The organism is Streptomyces sp. NPDC006385 (assembly GCF_040612485.1).
In the GTDB taxonomy this organism is placed as follows: domain Bacteria; phylum Actinomycetota; class Actinomycetes; order Streptomycetales; family Streptomycetaceae; genus Streptomyces.
Window position 1 is genome coordinate 78,330 of sequence record NZ_JBEXQG010000007.1, and the last position, 19,494, is coordinate 97,823.

The following is a 19,494-nucleotide window of genomic DNA, read 5'->3' on the forward strand; positions in this document are numbered from 1 at the left end:
GCACCAGCACCAGACCGTCTTTTCGCCGCGCCGACGGCCGCCGTCACCTCACCGGCCGCCTGATCACCTCACGCCAACCCCCACCCCCATCACCCTCCCGTACTGCTCCCGAACCTCCCGATAGCGCAGCAACTCGGCCGCCACCGGATCCAGCACCCGGGCCCGCCCGCACCCGGCCGCCGCCTCCCGCAACCGCCGCTCCGCCTCCAAGCCGTACCGCCGCGCCGGCCCCCGTGCCGCGATCCGGCAACCCCACTCCACGAGCGGGCCACCGACGATGCCGGCCACCATCAGCAGCACCGGCACGCCCAGGTTGGGCGACATGACCCCGATGATCTGCCCCACCAGCCACAGTCCCCCGATGACCTGAAGGATCGTCATGGCCGCCTGCACCAGCACCGCCGCCGGCCACCAGCCCGGCCGCGGCGGCCGCCCCGGCGGCAGTCCGGCCCGCGCCGCCAGCTCGTCCAGCGCCTCCGGCAGCCCCTGCGCCCCCCGTACGGCCGCCTCCCGCACCGCCTGTGCCCAGGGCGCGGGCAACCCGGCCGACGCCTTCTCGGCGACCGTACGCACCGCTTGTTCGACGCGCTGCCGCGCGGTGGCCTCCTCGTCCGTCTGGGCGCGCAGGGACAGGCGTCCCGTCGGGGGTTCGCCCCGGTCCTGGTACCAGCGCCACAGCCGCAGCCAGGGCGTCCCGCACGCGCGGTTGGCATTGCGCAGCCATGCCCGTTCGGCGGCCTCCCCCGCGGCGGTGGCGCCGATCGCGTCCGCGAGCCGGGCGGAGAACTCGTCCCGCGCCTCCTCGCTGAGCCCGGTCCTCCGGCGCGCGGCGTACACCGGCCGCAGTCGCCATCCGGCGGCGTCCATGTCGGCCGCGACCCGGCGGGCCGCGGCTCCGCGCTCCGCCACGAACTGGCCGAGCGCCTCCCGCAGATCGCCCACGCCTTCCCCGGTGAGCGCGGACAGCGCGAGCACCGTCGCGCCCGGTTCGCCGTGCTCGCCCAGGGCGATGCCGTCCTCGTCGAGCAGCCGCCGCAGGTCGTCCAGGACCTGGTCGGTGGCTTCCCCCGGCAGCCGGTCGACCTGGTTGAGGACGACGAACATGATCTCGGCGTGTCCCGCCATGGGCCGCAGATAGCGCTCGTGCAGGACGGCGTCGGCGTACTTCTCCGGGTCGACGACCCAGATGACCGCGTCGACGAGTGCCAGGACGCGGTCGACCTGCTCGCGGTGCGCCACGGCCGCCGAGTCGTGGTCGGGCAGGTCGACCAGGACGAGCCCGCGCAGCTGCCCGTCCGCGGCCGCGCTCTGCGCCGGGCGGCGCCGCAGCCGTGGCGGGATGCCGAGCCGGTCGATGAGGCCGACCGCACCATCGCTCCAACTGCACGCGAGGGGTGAGGCGGTCGTCGGCCGCCGTACGCCCGTCTCCGAGATGGTCACTCCGGCGAGCGCGTTGAACAGCTGTGACTTGCCGCTGCCCGTGGCACCGGCGATGGCGACGACGGTGTGCTGCCCCGAGAGCCTGCGCCGCGCCGCCGCCTCGTCGAGCACCCGGCCCGCCTCGGCGAGCGTCTTGCTGTCGAGCCGGGTACGCGAGAGCCCGACCAGTTCGCGCAGCGCGTCGAGCCGGGCACGCAGGGGTCCGTCGTAGGCGAGCGGCAGCACGACCGGCGAGCCGGAGGCCCGGGGCTCCGCGGCGGCGGGCTGCTCAGGGGCGGCGCTCTCACTGACCCGCCGTGCGATCAGCCCGTCGTCCCAGGGGGTCGCGACCTCCGCACCGGAAGTGGCCTCCGTACGGGACGAGGAGTCCTTGCGCGAGGAGGACTCCTTGCGCGAGGGGGAGTCCTTGCGCGAGGAGGACTCCTTGCGGGAGGGGGAGTCGTTGCGCGAGGGAGTCTCCTTACGGAAGGGGGACTCCTTACGCGAGGAGGACTCCGTACGGGACGATCGCTCCGCACGCGCAGTGGGCGACTCCTTGCGTGTCGGGGACTCCGTACGAGACGTGGACTCTTTACGGCCGGAAGACTCCGTACGAGAAGCCGATCCCGTACGACGCGAGGAGCCACCGCCCTCGGACCCCCCGGACCCACCGGACCCACCGGACCCACCGGACCCACCGGAGCCGCCGGACCCACCGGAGCCGGAAGTGCGTCCGCGCGTGTGAGCGTCACCGTCCTCCACGCGCGCGGGGGCGTCCCCGTCGTTCGCGGTCGTGCCGGCGTCGCCGTCCTCCGCGTCCGCGCTCGCGCTCGCGCGGGTGTCACCGTCGTCCACGCGCGCGTGCCCCTCGTCGTTCGGCTGGTCCTCCTCCTGCTTCCCCCGCTTCCCCCAGAGCGTGCGCTTCTCCGGCTCCCCGGTCGCTGCGGAGTTCTCGCCCTCCCCGGGCTCCGCGTCCGCGCGGTCGGCCTCGGCGCGGCCGTTCCCGGCGGGGAGGCCGTTCTCGGGGGCGGTCTCCGCAGAGCCGGCCTCCATGGGGGTGTTCTCCCGCTCGGCGTTCTTCGTGGCGCTGTCCTCCGGGCGATCGACGTGTTCCGTCTGGTCCTGTTCCGTTTGGTCCTGGTCAGTGACGGCAGTCACCGGTCACCTCTCCTTCTGCAGTACGGACAGCGCGGCGATGAGTTCGGCCTGCGGCTCCGGATGGATTTCCAGCGCGTCGAGCGGCGCGAGCCGACGCTCGCGTTCGTGGTGCATGACCCGGTCCAGGTGCTCGGCGAGCAGCCGCCCCGCCCGGTCGCGCAGCCGCAGCGCTCCGTGCGCCCCGATCCGTTCGGCGAGCCCCTCCCCCGCGGACCGCGCGCGGCGGGCACCGAGCAGGGCGGTGGCGACCAGGGCGGCGACGACCTCGGGATCCGGGACGACGCCAGTGCGCTCGAGGTCGCTGACCTCGTCCTCGGCGTACTCCTCCAACTCCCGCCGCCAGCGCCGTACGGCCACGCCGATACGGTGTTCGACACTCGTCGGCCTCGGGTCACGGCCCATCAGCTCCGGCGCGTCGGCGGCCGGCTCGCGTCGCCAGGCGTCGTCGACGCGCTCGTCGGCGGCGGTGACGGCGCACAGCAGCAGGGTGCTCAGGCTCTCCACCAGCGAGTCGAGGAGCTCCCCGGCGGAGCAGTCCAGTGGAAAGGCACGCCAGCGTTTCAGGGCGTCACCGGCGAGTACGGCGCCGGACTGGAGCCGGGCCCGCACGCGCGCGTACTCGCTGTCGTATGCCGAGTCGACGGCGGCGGTGAGCCGCAGCGCGGCCGCGTACTGGGCGGCGGCGGCACTGGCGAGTTCGGGCATGCGGGCCTTGAGGGAGTCGAGCAGCCCGTAGGCGGTACGGGCCATGGCGTGCTCCCGTGCCGCCGGGTCCTGGGCATGCTGGACGAGCCAGTTGCGCAGCTGCGCCACCGCCGTGGCCGGCAGCAGCCCGCCGCCCCAGGCGGACTCGGGCAGTTCGGGCACGGTGAAGCGGGGTACGTCGCCGAGTCCGGCCTTGGTGAGGAGCGCCCCGTACTGCCGCGACACCTCGGACACGACCTGGTGGGGCACCCGGTCCAGCACGGTCACGAGGGTGGCGTCGTACTCCTTGGCGGTCCTCAGCAGGTGCCAGGGGACGGCGTCGGCGTACCGGGCGGCTGTCGTGACCATGATCCAGATGTCGGCGGCGCAGATCAGTTCGGCGGCGAGGGCGCGGTTGTCGCCGAGCAGGGAGTCGATGTCGGGCGCGTCGAGGAGGGCGAGCCCGGGTGGCAGCGTGTCGGCCGTCTCGAGCCGCAGCACGCGCGCGGAGTCCTCGCCGGGCAGCATCAGCTCCTCAGCGGGATCGTGTTCGGGCACCCACACGCGTGCGAGGTCGGGCAGTACGCGCATCCCGCTGAACCAGTGATGGTCCTCCGGATGGCAGACCAGCACCGGGGTCCGTGTCGTCGGCCGCAGTACGCCCGCCTCGGTCACGCGTCTGCCCACGAGGGAGTTGACGAGCGTCGACTTGCCGGCCCCGGTGGATCCGCCCACCACGGCCAGCAAGGGTGCTTCGGGCTCTCTCAAGCGGGGCACCAAATAGTCGTCGAGCTGCGCGAGCAGTTCGTCGCGGTTGGCACGCGCGCGTGGGGCCCCCGCCAGGGGCAGCGGGAAGCGTGCGGCGGCGACACGGTCGCGCAGGGCGGAGAGTGCGTCGAGCAGCTGAGGCCGTACGTCCAAGGTCACCACATGCGAAGAATGCCCAATTTTAGGGGAATTCTGAAGCATATGAGCATGTCTGCGCGCCGATGGAACACAAGGGACGGAAGGGGCGACTGGGACACAGGCACAGTCCAGGCATAACGAGTGCACAACACCCGGGACGCAAGAGGCCAAAAAACGGTGCACGATTCGCACCTGCCTGCGATTATCAGGACCGCTTCACCGAACCTCCACATCGAGCCACGGAGGCGAAGCAACAGGGACATGGACACGGGAGCCCTATCCTTGTCCCCGGCAACGTCACGGATCAGCCCACACCCGGGCACCACGACCGAGGCCACCACAACCGGCCCCCGTAGCTCAGTGGATAGAGCAGGCGCCTTCTAAGCGCTTGGCCGCAGGTTCGAGTCCTGCCGGGGGCGCCCTCTCTCCGCCCTCCCATCGGGAGGGCGTTTTTGCTGGTCAGAGGCCATTTATCGGGCTCGGCGGAGCAGCTTCGCGGGTGCAGGTGGACCCTAGGACGGAGTCAGCGAGTGTCCGGCTAGGGCCGATTTCGTCCGGCCCTCGGCGGGTGTCCTTCCCGAAAACTTCCCGAGGTTTCAGTACGGTCTCTTGCCGTCGAACCGCTCACCCACGCCAGGGTCTGTGGTCAGCCACAAGCATCGCACTCGGCCGCGCAAAGCGGGGCGCTCTGACCGTCCGCGTCATCCCGCCCAGCCGAAACTCGGATTCCCAGGCGTCGCCGCAGATGGCAGGGACACTGAGGCACATGCTCTATCCGGAAATGACCGAGCACGTCTTCGCCACCGACGCCTGGCCGGGTTAGCACGAGCGGGTGCTGGCCGGGCACCTCTGGCTGGCGACAACAGCTCCGTCACTCAGCAGGTCATTGAGCGCCTGTACAACTGCTCCAGCCTGCTCAACTCCCAGGGCCCGTACGCCTGCTACGGGCGAGTCGCAGGGCGTCTGATCACCGGGAAGGCGGACGCGGGCTGGATCGACGCGGACGGGCCCGGCCCCTCGTACCTGGACACGGTTTGGGCGGCCCGGAGAATGACTTCATCAACCGCAACACCTCCTTCATGACTTGGAACCTGATGCACTCGGAGTGGGACGCCGGCTGCCGGCCGGGGCGGACAACCCCGAGCACCGCTGAATGCGACGGTGCGGCGTAAGGATTCCGTCATCTCCTGCGGGGTGTGGGACGGCCGCCCGCTTCCGTTGAATGGGGCAGGACAGAAGAACTTCCAGGAGGCGAGGCGGGGATGGGGCGCGTGCGGAAGGTGCTGACCAGGCCGTTGGTCATCGCGGTGCCTGTGGTGGCGGTCGGCGGAGTCGGCTTCGGGCTGTACTGGTTCCAGCCGTGGAAGCTGTGGCAGGACGAGACCGTCGAGGAGGCCCTGCCCCAGCTTGTGGAAACCTCCGCACCTCCTGCGGCGGCACGCTCCCGGACACCCACCACGCCGGCCGGGCCGCAGACGTTGGCGAGCGGTGAGCTGATCAGCCACGAACACCCGACGTCGGGCACGGTGAAGCTCGTACGGCTGGCCGACGGCTCCCACATCGTCCGGCTGGAGAACCTCGACACCAGCAACGGCCCCGACCTGCGCGTGTGGCTCACCGACGCACCGGTGAAGGAAGGGACGGCCGGCTGGCACGTCTTCGACGCTGGGGAATACGTCAGCCTCGGCAAGCTCAAGGGCAACAAGGGCAGCCAGAACTACGCCCTGCCCGAGGACGTCGACCCGGCCCGTTTCAGCAGCGTCAGCATCTGGTGTGACCGGTTCGACGTCTCCTTCGGTGCGGCCGAACTCGCCCATGCCTGACAGGCCCTGACGGCACCAGCTCTGTTAGGGCTGCCTGCTTCAGGCCAGCGCGTCGAGAGCAGCGAGGATGTCTGCCGGTTCGGCGCGGGTGGTGTAGTCGGTGTGGACGAAGGCCCAGCGGATCACGCCGTCGCGGTCGATGACGTAGGTGGCGGGCAGCGGCAGGGTGCGCGGGTGGCCGCCGTTGACGCGCTGGAGGTCGAAGCCGAGCTTGTCGTAGACGGCGGCGAGGTCGTCGGGGAGGTCGAAGGATAGGCCGTACTGCTTGGCGGTGTCGGAGCCGATGTCGCTGAGGACGTCGAAGGCGAGGTCGTGCTTCTCGGTCAGAGTGAGGGACTCGTCGGGGATCTGCGGGGAGACGGCCACCAGGCGGGCGCCGTGTGCGGTGACGGCGTCGTGGTGCTGCTGGAGGGAGCGCAGGGCGATGTTGCAGTACGGGCACCAGGCGCCGCGGTAGAAGGTCAGGACGACCGGGCCCTCGGCGAGCAGGGCGTCCAGGGACAGGGTCTGTCCAGCCGCGGAGGGGAGGCTGAAGCTCGGGGCCTTGTCGCCCACGGTCAGGGCGCGGTCAGCCTGGCCGGAGTCGGCGAGTTCCTGGCCGGCCCGCTGCATGATCGCCCGGATCTCGGCGGGGATCTGCTGCTGACGCGCTTCATAGAAGGTGCGCAGTTCGGCGTTGAGGGTGGTCATGGTGCTTGTTCCTCCTGGCTGGCGACTGGAGCGGGACCGGACGCGACGAAGCATCCGAGCGGTACCCGCGAGCAGATCTTGAAACGCTCGTTCCAAGATAAGGGTATCCGCAGTCCCGCGCCAGCCACGCGGAGGTGTCGACGCGTCAGAGACTGGTGAACGGGCGATGGTCGGTCAGGGCGAGAGCCCGGATGAAGGCGCAGAGATGGACCACACGGCGGGCGAGAAAGCGGCTGACGCGGGGTGACTGCGACCCGTACGCGGCCGCCCAGAGGGCTGGTATGCGATTCATGGGGGCATGGTCGCGGCGCGCGGGCGGCCACCGGGCGGATCGTGGACGAAGCTGGACGCCTTCGCGCTGGCGGGCGACCTGCCCCGCTCTGCATCTGTCAGCACCTTTGCCGTCTGCTGAACGGGGAGTATCTTGGAATCCCTATTTCAAGATGGCGAGGTGAAACATGCCGGACATCAAGCACTTCGATCCGGATGCCACCTTGGAGACCGTGGTGCGACTGTTCTGGCGGCAGGGCGTGGCCTCGACCGGGATCCAGGACGTGGTGACCGCGACCGGGCTCAACCGCTCCAGCCTGTACGCCACGTTCGGCGGTAAGCAGGAGCTCTACCTCGCCGCGCTGCGCCGCTACCTGGAGCAGCGCTCCCAGCCGATGTTCCGGCGCCTGGCCGAGGACGAGCGGGGCCTGCCCGCGATCTCCGAGTTCTTCGGCGGCCTGATCGAGGCGCGTTGCTCGGGTGAGTACGCCCGCTGGGGCTGCATGGTCTCCAACGCGCACGCCGGGGCTGAGAACAGCGATCCTGAGGTACGCGCTGTCCTGGACCAGCATCACCGAGGGCTGCGCGAGGCAATGTACGCCGCCCTCGTCACCGCCGACCGCGAGGGGCAGCTCGCCCCTGGCGCCGACCCCGGAGCTTCCGCGGATCTGCTGGCGCTGCTCGCCTATGGCGTCAACCTGCGCTCCCGCGCCGGTGCGGATGCCGCGACTCTGGGCAAGACGGTGACCGCCGCCCTGGACTCGATCGGCGTCCGGGCGGCGGCGTAGAGGTGCGTGGATCCGGCTCAACTGGGGTTGGTTGCAGGTGAAGTGCCGGGACGGAGCGCGGGGATCGCCTCCTCTGCCGCATCCGCCGTGTAGTCCCCGGGGGACGTGACGTCGATGCCCTCGGGGGCCTTCGCGGCCTTCAGGACGAAGGTGAGGACGACCGTCACGACCACGTTCAGCACGAACGCCGTCAGGCCGATGTAGCCGATCTCCCCGATGCCGGGGATCTCCTTCGCCGAGCCACCGAAGTGCCTCTGGGTCGGCGAGGCGACGCCGTACGCGGCGATCGTGCCGTAGATCATGCCGACCGCCCAGCCGGCCAGCAGGGCCCAGCGGTGGAACCAGCGGGTGAACAGGCCGCCGACCAGGGCCGGGAAGGTCTGGAGGATCCAGATGCCGCCCAGGAGCTGGAAGTTGATCGCGACCGTCTTGTCCATGGTGAGGACGAAGACCAGGGCGCCCACCTTCACCAGCAGCGAGACCAGCTTGGAGACCTTGGTCTCCTGCGCGGGCGTCGCGTCCGGCTTGATGAAGTCCTTGTAGATGTTGCGGGTGAAGAGATTGGCCGCCGCGATGGACATGATGGCCGCCGGGACCAGCGCGCCGATGCCGATCGCCGCGAAGGCCACACCCGCGAACCAGGACGGGAACATGTCCTCGAACAGCTGCGGGATCGCCAACTGCCCGTTGGTGACCTTGACGCCGGCCGCGATCGCCATGAAGCCCAGCAGGGCCAGCAGGCCCAGCATCAGGGTGTAGAGGGGCATCACCGTCGTACTGCGCCGGATCACCTCACGGCTGCGGGACGACAGCGTCGCCGTGATCGAGTGCGGATACATGAACATGGCCATCGCGGATCCCAACGCCAGTGTGGCGTAGGTCCATTGGCCCGCCGGAACCGGGAGCAGTCCGCCCACACCGGCGTCCGTGTACTTCTTGTCCGCCGCGGCGAAGATCTCGTCGAAACCGCCCAGCTTGATCGGGATATAGATGATCGCGACCACGATGACGACATAGATCAGCGTGTCCTTGACGAAGGCGATCATGGCGGGGGCGCGCAGGCCCGAGGAGTAGGTGTACGCGGCCAGCACGCCGAAGGCGACCAGGAGGGGGAGGTCCTTGATGAACCAGTTGGTGTTCTCGCCGCCGCCGACGCCCATCACGTCCAGCACTGCCTGGATTCCGACCAGTTGGAGCGCGATGTACGGCATCGTCGCCAAGATGCCCGTGAAGGCCACCGCGAGCGACAGGCCCTTCGAGCCGAACCGGCCGCGGACGAAGTCCGCTGTGGTGACGTATCCATGGCGGTGGCTCACCGACCACAGGCGGGGCAGGAACGTGAAGATCAACGGGTAGACGAGGATCGTGTACGGGACCGCGAAGAAGCCAGCCGCGCCCGCCGCGTAGATCGCCGCCGGGACCGCCACGAACGTATAGGCCGTGTAGACGTCGCCGCCGAGCAGGAACCAGGTGACCCAGGTGCCGAACGACCGGCCGCCCAGGCCCCATTCGTCGAGGCTGTGCTCGTTCTCGGCCTTGCGCCAGCGCGAGGCCAGGAAGCCCATGACCGTGACGGCCAGGAAGAAGAAGATGAAGACGGCGAGTGCGACGCCGTTCACGCCGTTGGGCATGGCTGCTCCCGTGCGGGGACGAAGGATTTCAAGCGGGTGATGACGTGAGGGCCGGCCGGGCGCTTACGCGTCCGGCCGGCCGTTGGGTCAGGCGTGAACGGGCTCTGCCTCGGCCGGGGTCGATCCGGAAGCTGCCTTGGGCTGTGGTGCCGGAGGGGACATCCGCTGTTCGAGCCGCTCGGGCAGCGCCCAGCGGTACAGCGGTACGGCGCCGGCGGTGGTGATGACCGCGACCAGGACCAGCATGGAGAAGACGTCCTTGCTGATCATTCCCTGGGCGAGGCCGATGTTGATGAAGATGAGGATCATCAGGCCGCGGGCGTTCATCAGGCCGCCCACCGCCCAGGACTCGCGCCAGGAGAATCCGACACCGCGCATGGCGAGGGCGCAGCCCGCGTACTTGCCGACGAAGCCCGCCGCAAGGATCAGCAGGAACGGGCCGATCATGGCCCATCCCGCGACGCCACCGAGCTCGGTGTTGAGGCCGGAGAAGGCGAAGAAGATCGGCAGGAGCAGGACGCAGACGATGTCCATCATGCGGTTGTGCAGCGCCGCGCGGAAGGCGGGGTTGCGCGGCATGGCGAGTCCGGCGATGAAGCCGCCGAATACGGAGTAGATGCCGATGTAGTCGGTGAACAGTCCGGCCAGCAGGACGATACCGACGACGATGTACATCTGGTCGAAGCCGAAGTGGCCGGTGCGTTCGACCTTGGCGCCCATGGGGCGCAGCAGCCGGGCCACGACGGTCAGCATGACCAGGGCGAACAGGGCGGTGAATCCGATCATTCGCAGGACCTGCATGGGGCCGCCCCCGGAATGCATGGCCGACAGCACGGCGAGGAAGCACCAGGCCGCAGCGTCGTCGATGGAGGCGCCCAAGAGGGTCATCCGGCCGAGCGGGGTGTTCTCCAGCCGGCGCTCGTAGAGGATGCGGGCCAGCATCGGGAAGGCCGTGATCGACAGGGCGCCGCCCATGAAGAGGGCGAACTCGAAGGAGGTGACGTCGGGGCGGGAAAGCCGGTCGTAGAGGAGGTAGCCAGCGCCGGCGCCGAGCAGCAGGGAGGGAATGATGCCGGAGACGGCCAGGACAGCGGCGTTCTTGGTGTCCTTCCCGCCGGTGCCGCCACCGTGGTCGAGGCCGGCGCCGACCAGGAACATGAAGACGGTCAGGCCGATAGTGCTCAGGACGTAGAGGATCGGCTTCACATCGGCGGTGAAGATTGCCTTCTGCGCCTCGGGGAACAGCGCGCCGAACAAGGTAGGCCCGAGCAGCACGCCCGCGACCATTTCCCCCAGCACCCGCGGCTGCTTCACCAGGAGGGCGAGGCGTCCGCAGAGGGCCGAGGCGACCAGGATGACGACGATCGCGGGCAGGACGTGGAGGACGAGTTCGAGGTTCTTGTCGGTGGTGGCGGCCAGATAGGCCGTGGGGTGCGTGGGTTGCACATCGACTCCCGTGGTCATCAGGAACGGGCGGGGACGGAGGGCTCGCGTGGGTCCTCGGTGACCGGGCGGCCACACACGGGACGGTGCGCGGGAAGTCCGAGGACGGCCGGCCAGCGCGCGTCGTCGGGGGCGACGACGAGGAAGCGGGCGTACCAGCTGTCGAAGAACGACAGGACGAACATGGGCAGGAGGGTCCAGATCGCCACCTGCTCCAGCGGCCCGTTGCCGGTGAGCGCGGCGATGATGACCACCACGAAGACGTTCGGGTAGGTCATCGCGGTGTAGTCGTCGAGCGTCTGGACGTGACGGCGGCGCCTGAGCAGCGCGGCAACCAGTCGCAGCCCGACAGCGATACCCACGGCGGTCGGCGCATAGGTGGTGAAGCCGTCCAAGTCGAGCTTGAGGCAGACCAGCACGATAAACGCGGTCAGCAGCAGCACCGCCACGTATCCGTTGCGCTCGCCGTACTTGGCCGTACGGATGGGAGAGCGCTCCCGCAGGCGTTTGACCAAGACGTACGCCGCCGTGACGACACCGGTCGAGGTGGCAGCGCTGATAGCGACGGCCGGTGCCACGTCCTCGTGCAGGGTCAGGGCGAGGACGGCCGAGAATGACAGCGTCGCCGCCAGTGAGGAGAGCAGGACCTGCGCGAACGTCGGCATGATCATGCCGCCGAGACAGCGGCTGACCGTCATCGCCACCACGGAGCTGGGGGTCGCGAGGAACACCGCGGCGATCGCCGCCGTACTCGAACTGCCCGCGTCCGACCAGTGCACCAGGGCCGCGAAGGCGATCGGCAGGGCGAGGTAGCGCAGGGCAACGGACCGAAGGGGGCCTCGGTCGGTCACGAACGCTCGCGCGTTCTCCAACTCGATGCGGCACATGGTGATGACGCTGGCCAGCACCAGGAGCAGGAGCAGCACGTACGGCGAGGTCGAGAGCCGCAGCCCCGCGACATTGGCGAGTAGACCCGCCGCCAGTCCCCCGCAGAAGACCACGGGATGGTTGACGACGATCCAGTCGTAGACCATGTTCATGGTCTTGTTCTCGTTCTTCACATAGCTGTGGATCCGATCGCCCTGCAACATCTGAGAGTTGGGCAGGCGCAGGTCGTACGACTCGTCAGCCGGGCGGGCCAGGATGAACCGGCAGATCAGCTCGACGACGTACTTGTGGGAGACCACGCAAACCACTTCGCCGCGGCGCAGCGCCGGCAGCAGCTCCTCCTCGTAGAAGGCGTGCACGCGGTCCTTGAACTGCTGGAAGGACTCGCCGCCGTGCATGGTCGGGCTGTCGGCGTTCATGGCCCGCTCGTACTCGGCGATGCCGTGGCGGCGCTGGAGGATGGACTTGCTTTCCAGCGTGTAGCTGCCGAAGTCGCGTTCCATCAGGCGCTCGTCGACCACGACCTCGGGGGCGTCCGCGTCGGGGGCGTCGATGCCGAAGATGGTGTCGGCAGTCTCGTACGCGCGGGTCAGCGGGGAGACGTAGACACGGTCGAAGTGCTGGCCGCGGTGCCCCTTGGCGACCTTCTCGGCCTGGATCCGGCCAAGGAAGGTCAAGGGTGCGTCGCGCTGACCGGCGATGCGGTGGACGGAATTGCAGGTCGATTCGCCGTGCCGGACCATGAACAGGCGGCCGAGCAGCTCCTGCTCGTCGTGGCCTGCCATCACATGCCCTTCTTCGGGGCGTGCTTGACCTGGTCGGCGTACTGGGAGTCCCAGCCCGCCAGCTTGGTGATGTCGCACAGGTTGTGTACCGCGTGCTTCTCCACCAGGGTGGCCAGCAGGGAGACGGTCCGCCGGGCCTGCTGGGTGGTGATGTCGAACTCGCGGGCCAGGGCGGCGCCGAAGTCCGCCAGGTCGTCATCGAGGATGCCGCGGTACTTGCGGCGCTCGGTGCGGTCCTGGGCCTGCAGGTAGTTGACGGCGTTGGGGTAGGCGCTCTCACAGGCGTAGCTCTGCAGGCGCTCCCGCAGGCGGGTGGCCTGCGGCTCCTCGGCGGTGAGGTCCGCGGCGATCCAGTCGCTGCTGCGGATCAGGCAGTGGTGGACGCCGTCGGGGATGTCCATCTGCTCCTCGTCGCTCGCGGACTTCAGCTGGCGCAGCACCTCCATCGCCGTGTCGAAGCACTGGTTGCGCAGGGTGCCGATGCTGAACACGAACGCGCCGAGACGGCCGCGGCGGGTGGTCTCGTCTCCCTGGCGCATGGGGCCGACGCCGAACAGTCCCGGTGCCACCTCGCCGTCTGCGGCGATGAGTTGTCCGTGCGCGCCGACCTCGATGCCCCGGTGGGTCTTGGTCTGCGGCTGCGCGTATCCGTGTCCGTTGACCAGGCCGTTCCACAGAGGGTGGCCGGTGTGCTCGTAGTCGGTCTTGTTGCCCAGGCAGTTGACGACGCGGTCGACGACGATGTCCGGCTGGTCGGCGAACACCACCCGGATCTTCGTGCCCTCCTCGACAAGGCGCATGTCCTGGATGCTGGCGGACAGGACCTCGACGGTCTTCGGTGCGCCGTTGAATCCGCGCATCCGGCTGCGCACGACGCCGCCGATCTCCCGCACGGTGCTGGTGCGGTTGGTGACGATCAGGCTCTTGTACTTGTCGAGCAGCATGCGCACGTCGTGGGCGTCCATGCGGGAGATCAGCTCGATGACGTACGGCTCCCACGCCTTCATGACGCGCTCGGGGAAGACGGCGTCGAGCGCGCTGCCCGGCTCCACGCCCTGCTCGTCACGCAAGTGCGCGTACTCCGCCTTGATCCCCTCGACCACCGACTCGGGGGTGAGCTCCTCAGCGTCGAGGAACGGTGGTCGGCGGGCCTGCCAGATGTCGTGCTCGTGGTCGACGGGGTAGGTGCCGTGCATGTGGCCGCCGCGCGAGCAGATCAGGATCTGTCCCCGGTGGCCGGCGTGGACGAGGGAGATCACTGTGTCGAAGGCCGACAGTGCGGAGCCTGTGACGAGGACGGTCTCCTCGGGGCCGACCTCCTGGAACCGCTCCTGAGCTCCGGGCGCGTAGGGGTCGGCGATGAAACGGTCGGAGTTCTTGATGCGGTGGTAGAAGGGCGCCTGGACCGGCGAGAGGTGACCGGTCGCGAGGATCACCTGGTCCGACGGCAGGTCGTGCACGCCGCCCTGCTCTCCGGCGTCGGCGTACTTGACGACGTAGCCACCGCCCTGGCCGCGTACGTCGATGACCTCACCGGTCAGCTCCCGCAGCGTCACCTCGGCGTGGGCGTCGGCGGCCGCGCCGCGCAGCCGCTCGGCCAGGTACTGCCGGAAGATCCGCCGCGGTACGACGCAGGCCACGCCGAAGTTGTGGTACTGCCACTTCTGCGGCCACTCGGAGCGGTCCGCCTCCTCGTTGGCCCACTCCAGGAAGTCCTCCGGACGCTCCCGGCGCAGGGTGATGCGGCCGGCCTGGATGTTGAGCATGTGCTCCCAGTTGGTGGACGCCCAGCCGAAGGCGATACCGCCGTAGCGGTATCCCTCCTCCCGCTCTATCAGGCATATCTCCAGTGGTGTATCAGCGAAGTGGAGCAGCCGGATGGCGGTGAGCGTGCCGGAGAACCCGGCGCCTACGATCGTGACGCGCCGGGTGTCGGGAGCCGCACCGCCCATCGGGCCGTGCTGCATGCTGCTCGCGTGCATCACCATGTCCGCCATGCCGCGGTCCTGGCTGTGGCTGTGGCTGTCCTGCATGGTGCTGTGCTGCGTTTCCACGGTCTTGTCTCCTTCAGGGGGGAAGAGTCAGTGCCACTCGTGGGTGAAGCGAACTGTCACGGCGTCACGGATCGAGTTGTGGACGATGCAGCCCCGCTCGGCCTTGAGCAGGGGCTTGGAGATCAGGTCCTGGAGGGCGGCCGGCGCCGACACCCGCACGGTGATCTCGGAGAAGCGGGTCGGCGCGCTCACGAGGGTTTCGTCGACTTGGAAGCCGATCTCGGAGGCGTCGGCCTCCGGGTCCTCAGCCCTCAAGGCCGCGAGGAAGGTGCTCACGTAGCAACCGCCGAGAGCCAGAAGTAGCAGCTCACTGCCCATGGGGCCGGCGTCGGTGCCCTCCTTCTCCTTGGGCCGGTCGATGGTGACCGTGTGGTCTCTGGCCTGACCCACGACGACGCTGCCGCCGCCGGGGCGTAGGGACACACCGATTTCGGGCATGGCGATGCACGGACTCCTGTCCTGGAACGGGGCACGCGGGGCTCGGTCGGATTCCCGGGGTGCCGGTGAGGGGGAACGGGCCTCAGCATCAGGACGGAATACGGACTTCCGGACGGATCGTGGATGATCCTGGATGCGCTCCGTGGCTGGAGCTCAACAGATGGAAGCCAGTTGACAGGTACAGCCCCATGACGGCTAACTTGAAACGACCGTTCCAAGTTGGTCGTGGCCCAGGTGTCCCATGGGGGAGGATGTTCGTGCCGCAGGTACTGGATCCGAGAAAAGCCCGCACAATGGATGAATTCATCGCGGAACTCAGACTGCTGAAAGCGTGGGCGGGCAACCCGTCGATCACCGAGATCACGCGGCGCGTCCACCGGGACTGGCAGCGGGCTGGACGCCCCCGCGGCGAATGGCCGGCCCGCTCGACCGTGGGCAACTGCTTCCAGGTGGGCCGCCGCCGCCCCAACTCCGACCTGCTACTGGCCGTGGTGCAAGCCCTCGTCGGCGCCGACGAAGCCGTCCTCTCCGTGTGGCGGCAGTCGCTTCGGGCCGTGCTCGGCGAGGCCGAGGCCGCCGCACGGGTCAGCGCCTACGACCGGCTGCCCGCCGGGCTCTCCGTGTTCGTCGGCAGGACTGACCTGGCGGCCCGGGCGGAGGTCTTACTCGCCTGCGACCGGGACGTCACGACGCTGGCGCTGGAGGGCATGCCCGGGGTGGGCAAGACGTCACTGGCCCTCCACATCGCTCACCAACTGCTCGCCAAGCAACGCACCGGAGCGCCCGTCCTGTTCGCACACCTGCGAGGCTCCGCCCCGCAGGGCCCGCCCGCCGACCCGGCAGCCGTACTCGAGATCTTCCTTCGCTTGCTCGGGGCCACCGGCGACCGCATCCCCTACGACCTCGACGCACGCGCAGCTCTCTACCGGCAGCTGCTGGCGGGAACCGGCGCACTGATCGTCCTGGACGATGCGGCGGATGCGGAACAGCTGCGTCCCCTGCTGCCCGGGACCCGAGGATGCCGCACTGTGATCACCAGTCGGCACGCCCTTTCCGGCCTCGGTGACACCGCCCGTCTGGCAGTGCGGCCGCTCGACCCGGACGACTCTGTCGAATTGCTGCGGGCGACAGCGGGAGCCGATCGCATCATCCCGGACAGCACGGCCGTCCACGAGATCGCGGGCCTGCTGGGCCACCTCCCGCTGGCGCTGTCGGTTATCGGCCGCCACATGCGGGACCACCCTGCCTGGGCGCTCGGCGACTACTACCGCGAGCCCCTGATCACCCTGGCCCTGGAGGACGGCGTACGGACCGCACTGTCTGCTTCCGACGCGAACTTGCCGACGGGCGCGCGACAGCTACTGCGTCTGCTGGCCCTCCAGCCCCTGCAGGAGACCGACGCCGCCACGGCCGCCGCGCTCCTGGGCGAACCGCCCGCCGCGGCCGAGCATCATCTCGCCGCCCTGACGGCAGCACACCTGATCGAGCGCACCGCGCCCGGCCGCTTCCGGCTCCACCCCCTCGTCCACGCCTACGCGGAGGAACGTATCTGCATCGACGAACCGGCCACCCGCATACGGCAAGCCCTGGGCCGCCTGCTGGAACACGGCCGGCGCCGCGATGCCGCCATCCAACTGGAGACCCGGACGCTCCGCGGATTCCGTCTGCCCATGCCCCTGCAGCACTCCGAAGCCGACGGAGGAGCCAAGCTGCCGCAGCACTTGCGCGCAGGCCGGGTACTCGCAGCCTGATGGGCCTTGCATCCGACATCGGACGATCGGACGCCAAGAGGAGGAGAGCATGCCAGCCGACCGGCCCCAGGTCCTCGTCTTCGACGTCAACGAGACGCTCAGCGACCTCACGCCGCTGCGCACCCGATTCGAGGACATCGGTGCCCCTGGGCATCTGCTGGCTACCTGGTTCGCCGGGGTACTGCGGGACGGGTTCGCGCTGACGGCGGCCGGCGGTTACGCGGACTTCACGTCCATCGCCCACGACGGACTTCAGGCGACGCTGTCCGGGCTGGCGGGCTGTGCGGGAGATGGAGAAGCGGCAGCCCGGCACATTCTCGATGGCTTCGCCCACCTGGACGTACACCCCGATGTGCCGGACGGCGTACGGAAGTTGAGCGAGGCGGGGTATCGCCTGACGGCGATGACCAACGGCAGCGTCGCACTGACCGAGCGGCTACTGGACAAGGCCGGGGTACTGGACCGCTTCGACGCCCTGTCGGACGTGAGCGGCCCACGCTGCTGGAAACCCGCGCCGGCCGCCTACCACTACGCCGTCGAGCGGGTCGGCGTACGGCCCGACCAGGCGCTGATGGTCGCCGTGCATCCCTGGGACATCGACGGAGCGCAGCGAGCCGGGCTGGACGGTGCGTGGCTGCGGCGCGGAGCGTCGGTGTATCCGCAGACGGCGCTGCCACCCAGTTACAGCGCGCAGGACCTGCGGGAACTTCCGGACATGCTGACGGCCGAACGACCGTGATGTCGTCCGTCGCGGCGCGCTGGGCGGGGTCCCGTCAGTGGGCCAACGGCTTGCCCTGCCTGGCAAGTGCCTCATCTTGACCAAGGGCAACGGCGGATGGGCTTCCGCACGGACGTGCGCAGGGTCATCTCCACGCTGCCCGACCTCATGTCGATCTACCCCACGCACAGCAGGCAGCGCCGGCGTACTGAGGACATGACGGGCCGAGTAGCAGGAGGCGAGGGGCATGCGCACCTGGTAGGAGGAGCTCGATGACCGCTGGTCGCGTGCCCTCAATCGCCTGCGATCCGTGCGCAATTCACTCGCCCACGGCGGCCCTGTCACACAAGGGGTGGCTACGTCGGTAGCACCACTCGCCCACTTCCTGGCGGGCACCGGTCTGATGGGTACCCTCAGCATTCTCCTCGAAGGCGAGTCTCAGGCAATCGCGCACGCCAAGCGGCGAGACAGTGCCAACACCTGCCGGTTCAGCGGTCGATGTCTTATAAAGCGGTGGTCGTGGGCCTCTGGCCCGTCGCAGCAACCGTCTAGGAAGTCGATGCCGGACCTTCTCCCAGGCCCCTGGGCGCCCCTCCACTCTTCGCAACTCCCGTCGAATCCTGATCTTGCCGAGGACCCCCGGGGCCTTCTCGAGTGTTCGGACTACGTCGTAGTCAGGACCGCTGCGCGGTACCTCCGGGCAGATGTTCAACCGTTCCATGCCCTGAACCATCAGGCTGTTCACGACCGCACGGGTGCGGTACACGTCCAGCTCCTGCTGTTGATCCACTGGGAGTCTTTCGATCAGGTCACCCCGGAGAAACGCCGAGTTCTCAGGACCGAGCCGCTCCATGGCTCCTGCTTCACCAGCCCGATAACCGGTACCGGAGACGCCGCACATCCACGTCATGTAATGCCCTGGGTTCCCGAAGTAGTACGTTTCGTAGTACTCGTGCCGCCGAGCACCCTTCCATGAGGCGATCTCTTCCGGGTGCGGCAAGTCCAGAGCGCTGCTGACTTGAGCGAGCCGCGTACGCCCCAGGCGCACATTCAGGGCGGGCCCGTTGGAGTACCAGGAGGAGCCTATACGGATCTTGGGCTTGAACCGCTTACTGGTGGTGGTGAGTGAGTAGGCCACAACGTCGGACTCACTGCCCCATGTCGTCAGGTAGCTCTCGGTCGCCAGGGGCCATACCCGCTCTGTCACGCTCAGGCGGCTCCCCTCGCCAGGTGTGATGCTCAGCACCGGCACCGTCAGCTCAAACGCAGGCTCTCCGAAGAGGGCCTCGACGTAGGCCGGCCGCACGCCCGGGGCGGGCAGTTTGAAGTTCTTGGTCCAAGTCCGCCGCCTGCCCGGACCCTTCTTCCACCACTCGGTCACCGTTCCGATGAGGGTCAGTGCCGCCACCACCCCGCCCATGATCTTGCCGATGTCGGCAAGAGCGCTCAGCTCGTTCAGGGAGGCATCTTGCACCCGAGTGACGTGGCGCATACTCAGATCCCACCAGATGCGTGCAGTCCTATGCGTGACCACCTGCATGCGTTCTGGGCCGTCTCTGGGCGGTGCAAGGCTGCCCGAAGCCGATCGATGACGACCGACAGTGACAGATGAGCTAGGGGACCTCCGGGTGAAAGTCGCAGGTCAGAGCCCCTCGACCATATGGGTTTCCCCCCAGGGGTAGCGGTCGGGCAAGATGGGGTTTTTCTTGCCGTACCACGGCTGTTGGCCTGCCCATTAGGGTGCCGGGCATGACCACCTCTCCTGATCACGTCGGCAGCAGAGAAGACCTGGCCGCCTTCGTCCGTTCCCTCCACCGCAGCCACGCTGAGGACGGCAGCTCATGGGAGAACGCGGACCTCGGGAGCTTCCTTGAAGCCCTGGCGGCATGGATCGACGATGCGGACGGCTGGTACAGCAACTTCGGCCGCGAGTTGCCCGTCAACGGCGACTGGAGCTTCTTCGCACGGGCCTTGGGAGCTGCGGCCGTGTACGAGTAATCCGAAGCTCGGGTCGAATACGTGTCGAAGTTGGCGTATAAGAGAGCTGT

At 68.9% G+C, this 19,494-nt stretch carries 15 protein-coding genes, 1 tRNA gene and 1 pseudogene; 7 read left to right on the top strand and 10 right to left on the bottom strand.

What is annotated here, in order from left to right; genetic code table 11:
* Positions 1–63 precede the first annotated feature (63 nt).
* Both ABZ078_RS07575 and ABZ078_RS07580 read right to left on the bottom strand, forming a co-directional pair.
* The gene (locus ABZ078_RS07575; protein ID WP_356572844.1) at positions 64–2,274 is read right to left on the bottom strand and encodes a YfjP family GTPase; all 2,211 of its coding nucleotides are present in this window, start codon (positions 2,272–2,274) and stop codon (positions 64–66) included.
* A 306-nt stretch (positions 2,275–2,580) separates the two neighbouring features.
* Complete coding sequence (locus tag ABZ078_RS07580) at positions 2,581–4,191, bottom strand: dynamin family protein (RefSeq protein ID WP_356572613.1); 1,611 nt, start codon at positions 4,189–4,191, stop codon at positions 2,581–2,583.
* 322 nt (positions 4,192–4,513) lie between these two features.
* On the opposite strand from ABZ078_RS07580, the gene ABZ078_RS07585 reads away from it, so the two are divergent.
* From ABZ078_RS07585 to ABZ078_RS07595, 3 genes and pseudogenes are all read left to right on the top strand, one after another.
* Positions 4,514–4,586: transfer RNA gene (locus tag ABZ078_RS07585), tRNA-Arg, on the top strand.
* A gap of 350 nt (positions 4,587–4,936) precedes the next feature.
* Positions 4,937–5,320, top strand: a pseudogene (locus tag ABZ078_RS07590) (flavodoxin family protein); the annotation flags it as partial.
* A gap of 109 nt (positions 5,321–5,429) precedes the next feature.
* A complete protein-coding gene (locus tag ABZ078_RS07595) occupies positions 5,430–5,990 on the top strand; it encodes a DM13 domain-containing protein (protein WP_356572615.1) in 561 nt (186 codons plus the stop codon).
* Between the two features lie 39 nt (positions 5,991–6,029).
* Here the strand turns inward: ABZ078_RS07595 and ABZ078_RS07600 are convergent, their stop codons facing one another.
* Both ABZ078_RS07600 and ABZ078_RS07605 read right to left on the bottom strand, forming a co-directional pair.
* Complete coding sequence (locus ABZ078_RS07600) at positions 6,030–6,680, bottom strand: peroxiredoxin-like family protein (protein ID WP_356572617.1); 651 nt, start codon at positions 6,678–6,680, stop codon at positions 6,030–6,032.
* A gap of 145 nt (positions 6,681–6,825) precedes the next feature.
* Entirely contained in the window at positions 6,826–6,972 is a 147-nt protein-coding gene (locus tag ABZ078_RS07605; RefSeq protein WP_356572619.1) for a hypothetical protein, read from the bottom strand.
* Between the two features lie 166 nt (positions 6,973–7,138).
* Between ABZ078_RS07605 and ABZ078_RS07610 the strand changes: the two genes are divergently transcribed.
* Complete coding sequence (locus ABZ078_RS07610; RefSeq protein ID WP_356572621.1) at positions 7,139–7,738, top strand: TetR/AcrR family transcriptional regulator; 600 nt, start codon at positions 7,139–7,141, stop codon at positions 7,736–7,738.
* Between the two features lie 17 nt (positions 7,739–7,755).
* Here the strand turns inward: ABZ078_RS07610 and mctP are convergent, their stop codons facing one another.
* From mctP to ABZ078_RS07635, 5 genes are all read right to left on the bottom strand, one after another.
* Complete coding sequence (gene mctP, locus ABZ078_RS07615; RefSeq protein ID WP_356572623.1) at positions 7,756–9,369, bottom strand: monocarboxylate uptake permease MctP; 1,614 nt, start codon at positions 9,367–9,369, stop codon at positions 7,756–7,758.
* 87 nt (positions 9,370–9,456) lie between these two features.
* Entirely contained in the window at positions 9,457–10,815 is a 1,359-nt protein-coding gene (locus ABZ078_RS07620) for a cation:proton antiporter (protein WP_356572625.1), read from the bottom strand.
* 17 nt (positions 10,816–10,832) lie between these two features.
* Positions 10,833–12,485, bottom strand: a complete 1,653-nt coding sequence (locus ABZ078_RS07625; protein WP_356572627.1) for a histidine phosphatase family protein — start codon at positions 12,483–12,485, stop codon at positions 10,833–10,835.
* Complete coding sequence (locus ABZ078_RS07630) at positions 12,485–14,539, bottom strand: FAD/NAD(P)-binding protein (RefSeq protein ID WP_356572629.1); 2,055 nt, start codon at positions 14,537–14,539, stop codon at positions 12,485–12,487. Before ABZ078_RS07630 ends, ABZ078_RS07625 begins: the two co-directional genes overlap by 1 nt.
* A gap of 27 nt (positions 14,540–14,566) precedes the next feature.
* The gene (locus ABZ078_RS07635; RefSeq protein WP_356572631.1) at positions 14,567–14,977 is read right to left on the bottom strand and encodes an OsmC family protein; all 411 of its coding nucleotides are present in this window, start codon (positions 14,975–14,977) and stop codon (positions 14,567–14,569) included.
* A gap of 293 nt (positions 14,978–15,270) precedes the next feature.
* Here ABZ078_RS07635 and ABZ078_RS07640 point away from each other — a divergent pair, with 293 nt between their 5' ends.
* A complete protein-coding gene (locus ABZ078_RS07640) occupies positions 15,271–16,728 on the top strand; it encodes an NB-ARC domain-containing protein (protein ID WP_356572633.1) in 1,458 nt (485 codons plus the stop codon).
* A gap of 49 nt (positions 16,729–16,777) precedes the next feature.
* Positions 16,778–17,467: a haloacid dehalogenase type II gene (locus ABZ078_RS07645; RefSeq protein ID WP_356572635.1), complete on the top strand. Its 690-nt coding sequence runs from the start codon at positions 16,778–16,780 to the stop codon at positions 17,465–17,467.
* A 298-nt stretch (positions 17,468–17,765) separates the two neighbouring features.
* On the opposite strand, the gene ABZ078_RS07650 is transcribed toward ABZ078_RS07645, so the two are convergent.
* On the bottom strand, positions 17,766–18,938 hold the full coding sequence (locus tag ABZ078_RS07650; protein ID WP_356572637.1) for an ETEC_3214 domain-containing protein: 1,173 nt from the start codon (positions 18,936–18,938) through the stop codon (positions 17,766–17,768).
* Between the two features lie 257 nt (positions 18,939–19,195).
* Here ABZ078_RS07650 and ABZ078_RS07655 point away from each other — a divergent pair, with 257 nt between their 5' ends.
* Positions 19,196–19,444 (top strand): hypothetical protein, encoded by a 249-nt coding sequence (locus tag ABZ078_RS07655; RefSeq protein WP_356572639.1) that lies wholly within the window; start codon positions 19,196–19,198, stop codon positions 19,442–19,444.
* Positions 19,445–19,494 lie beyond the last annotated feature (50 nt).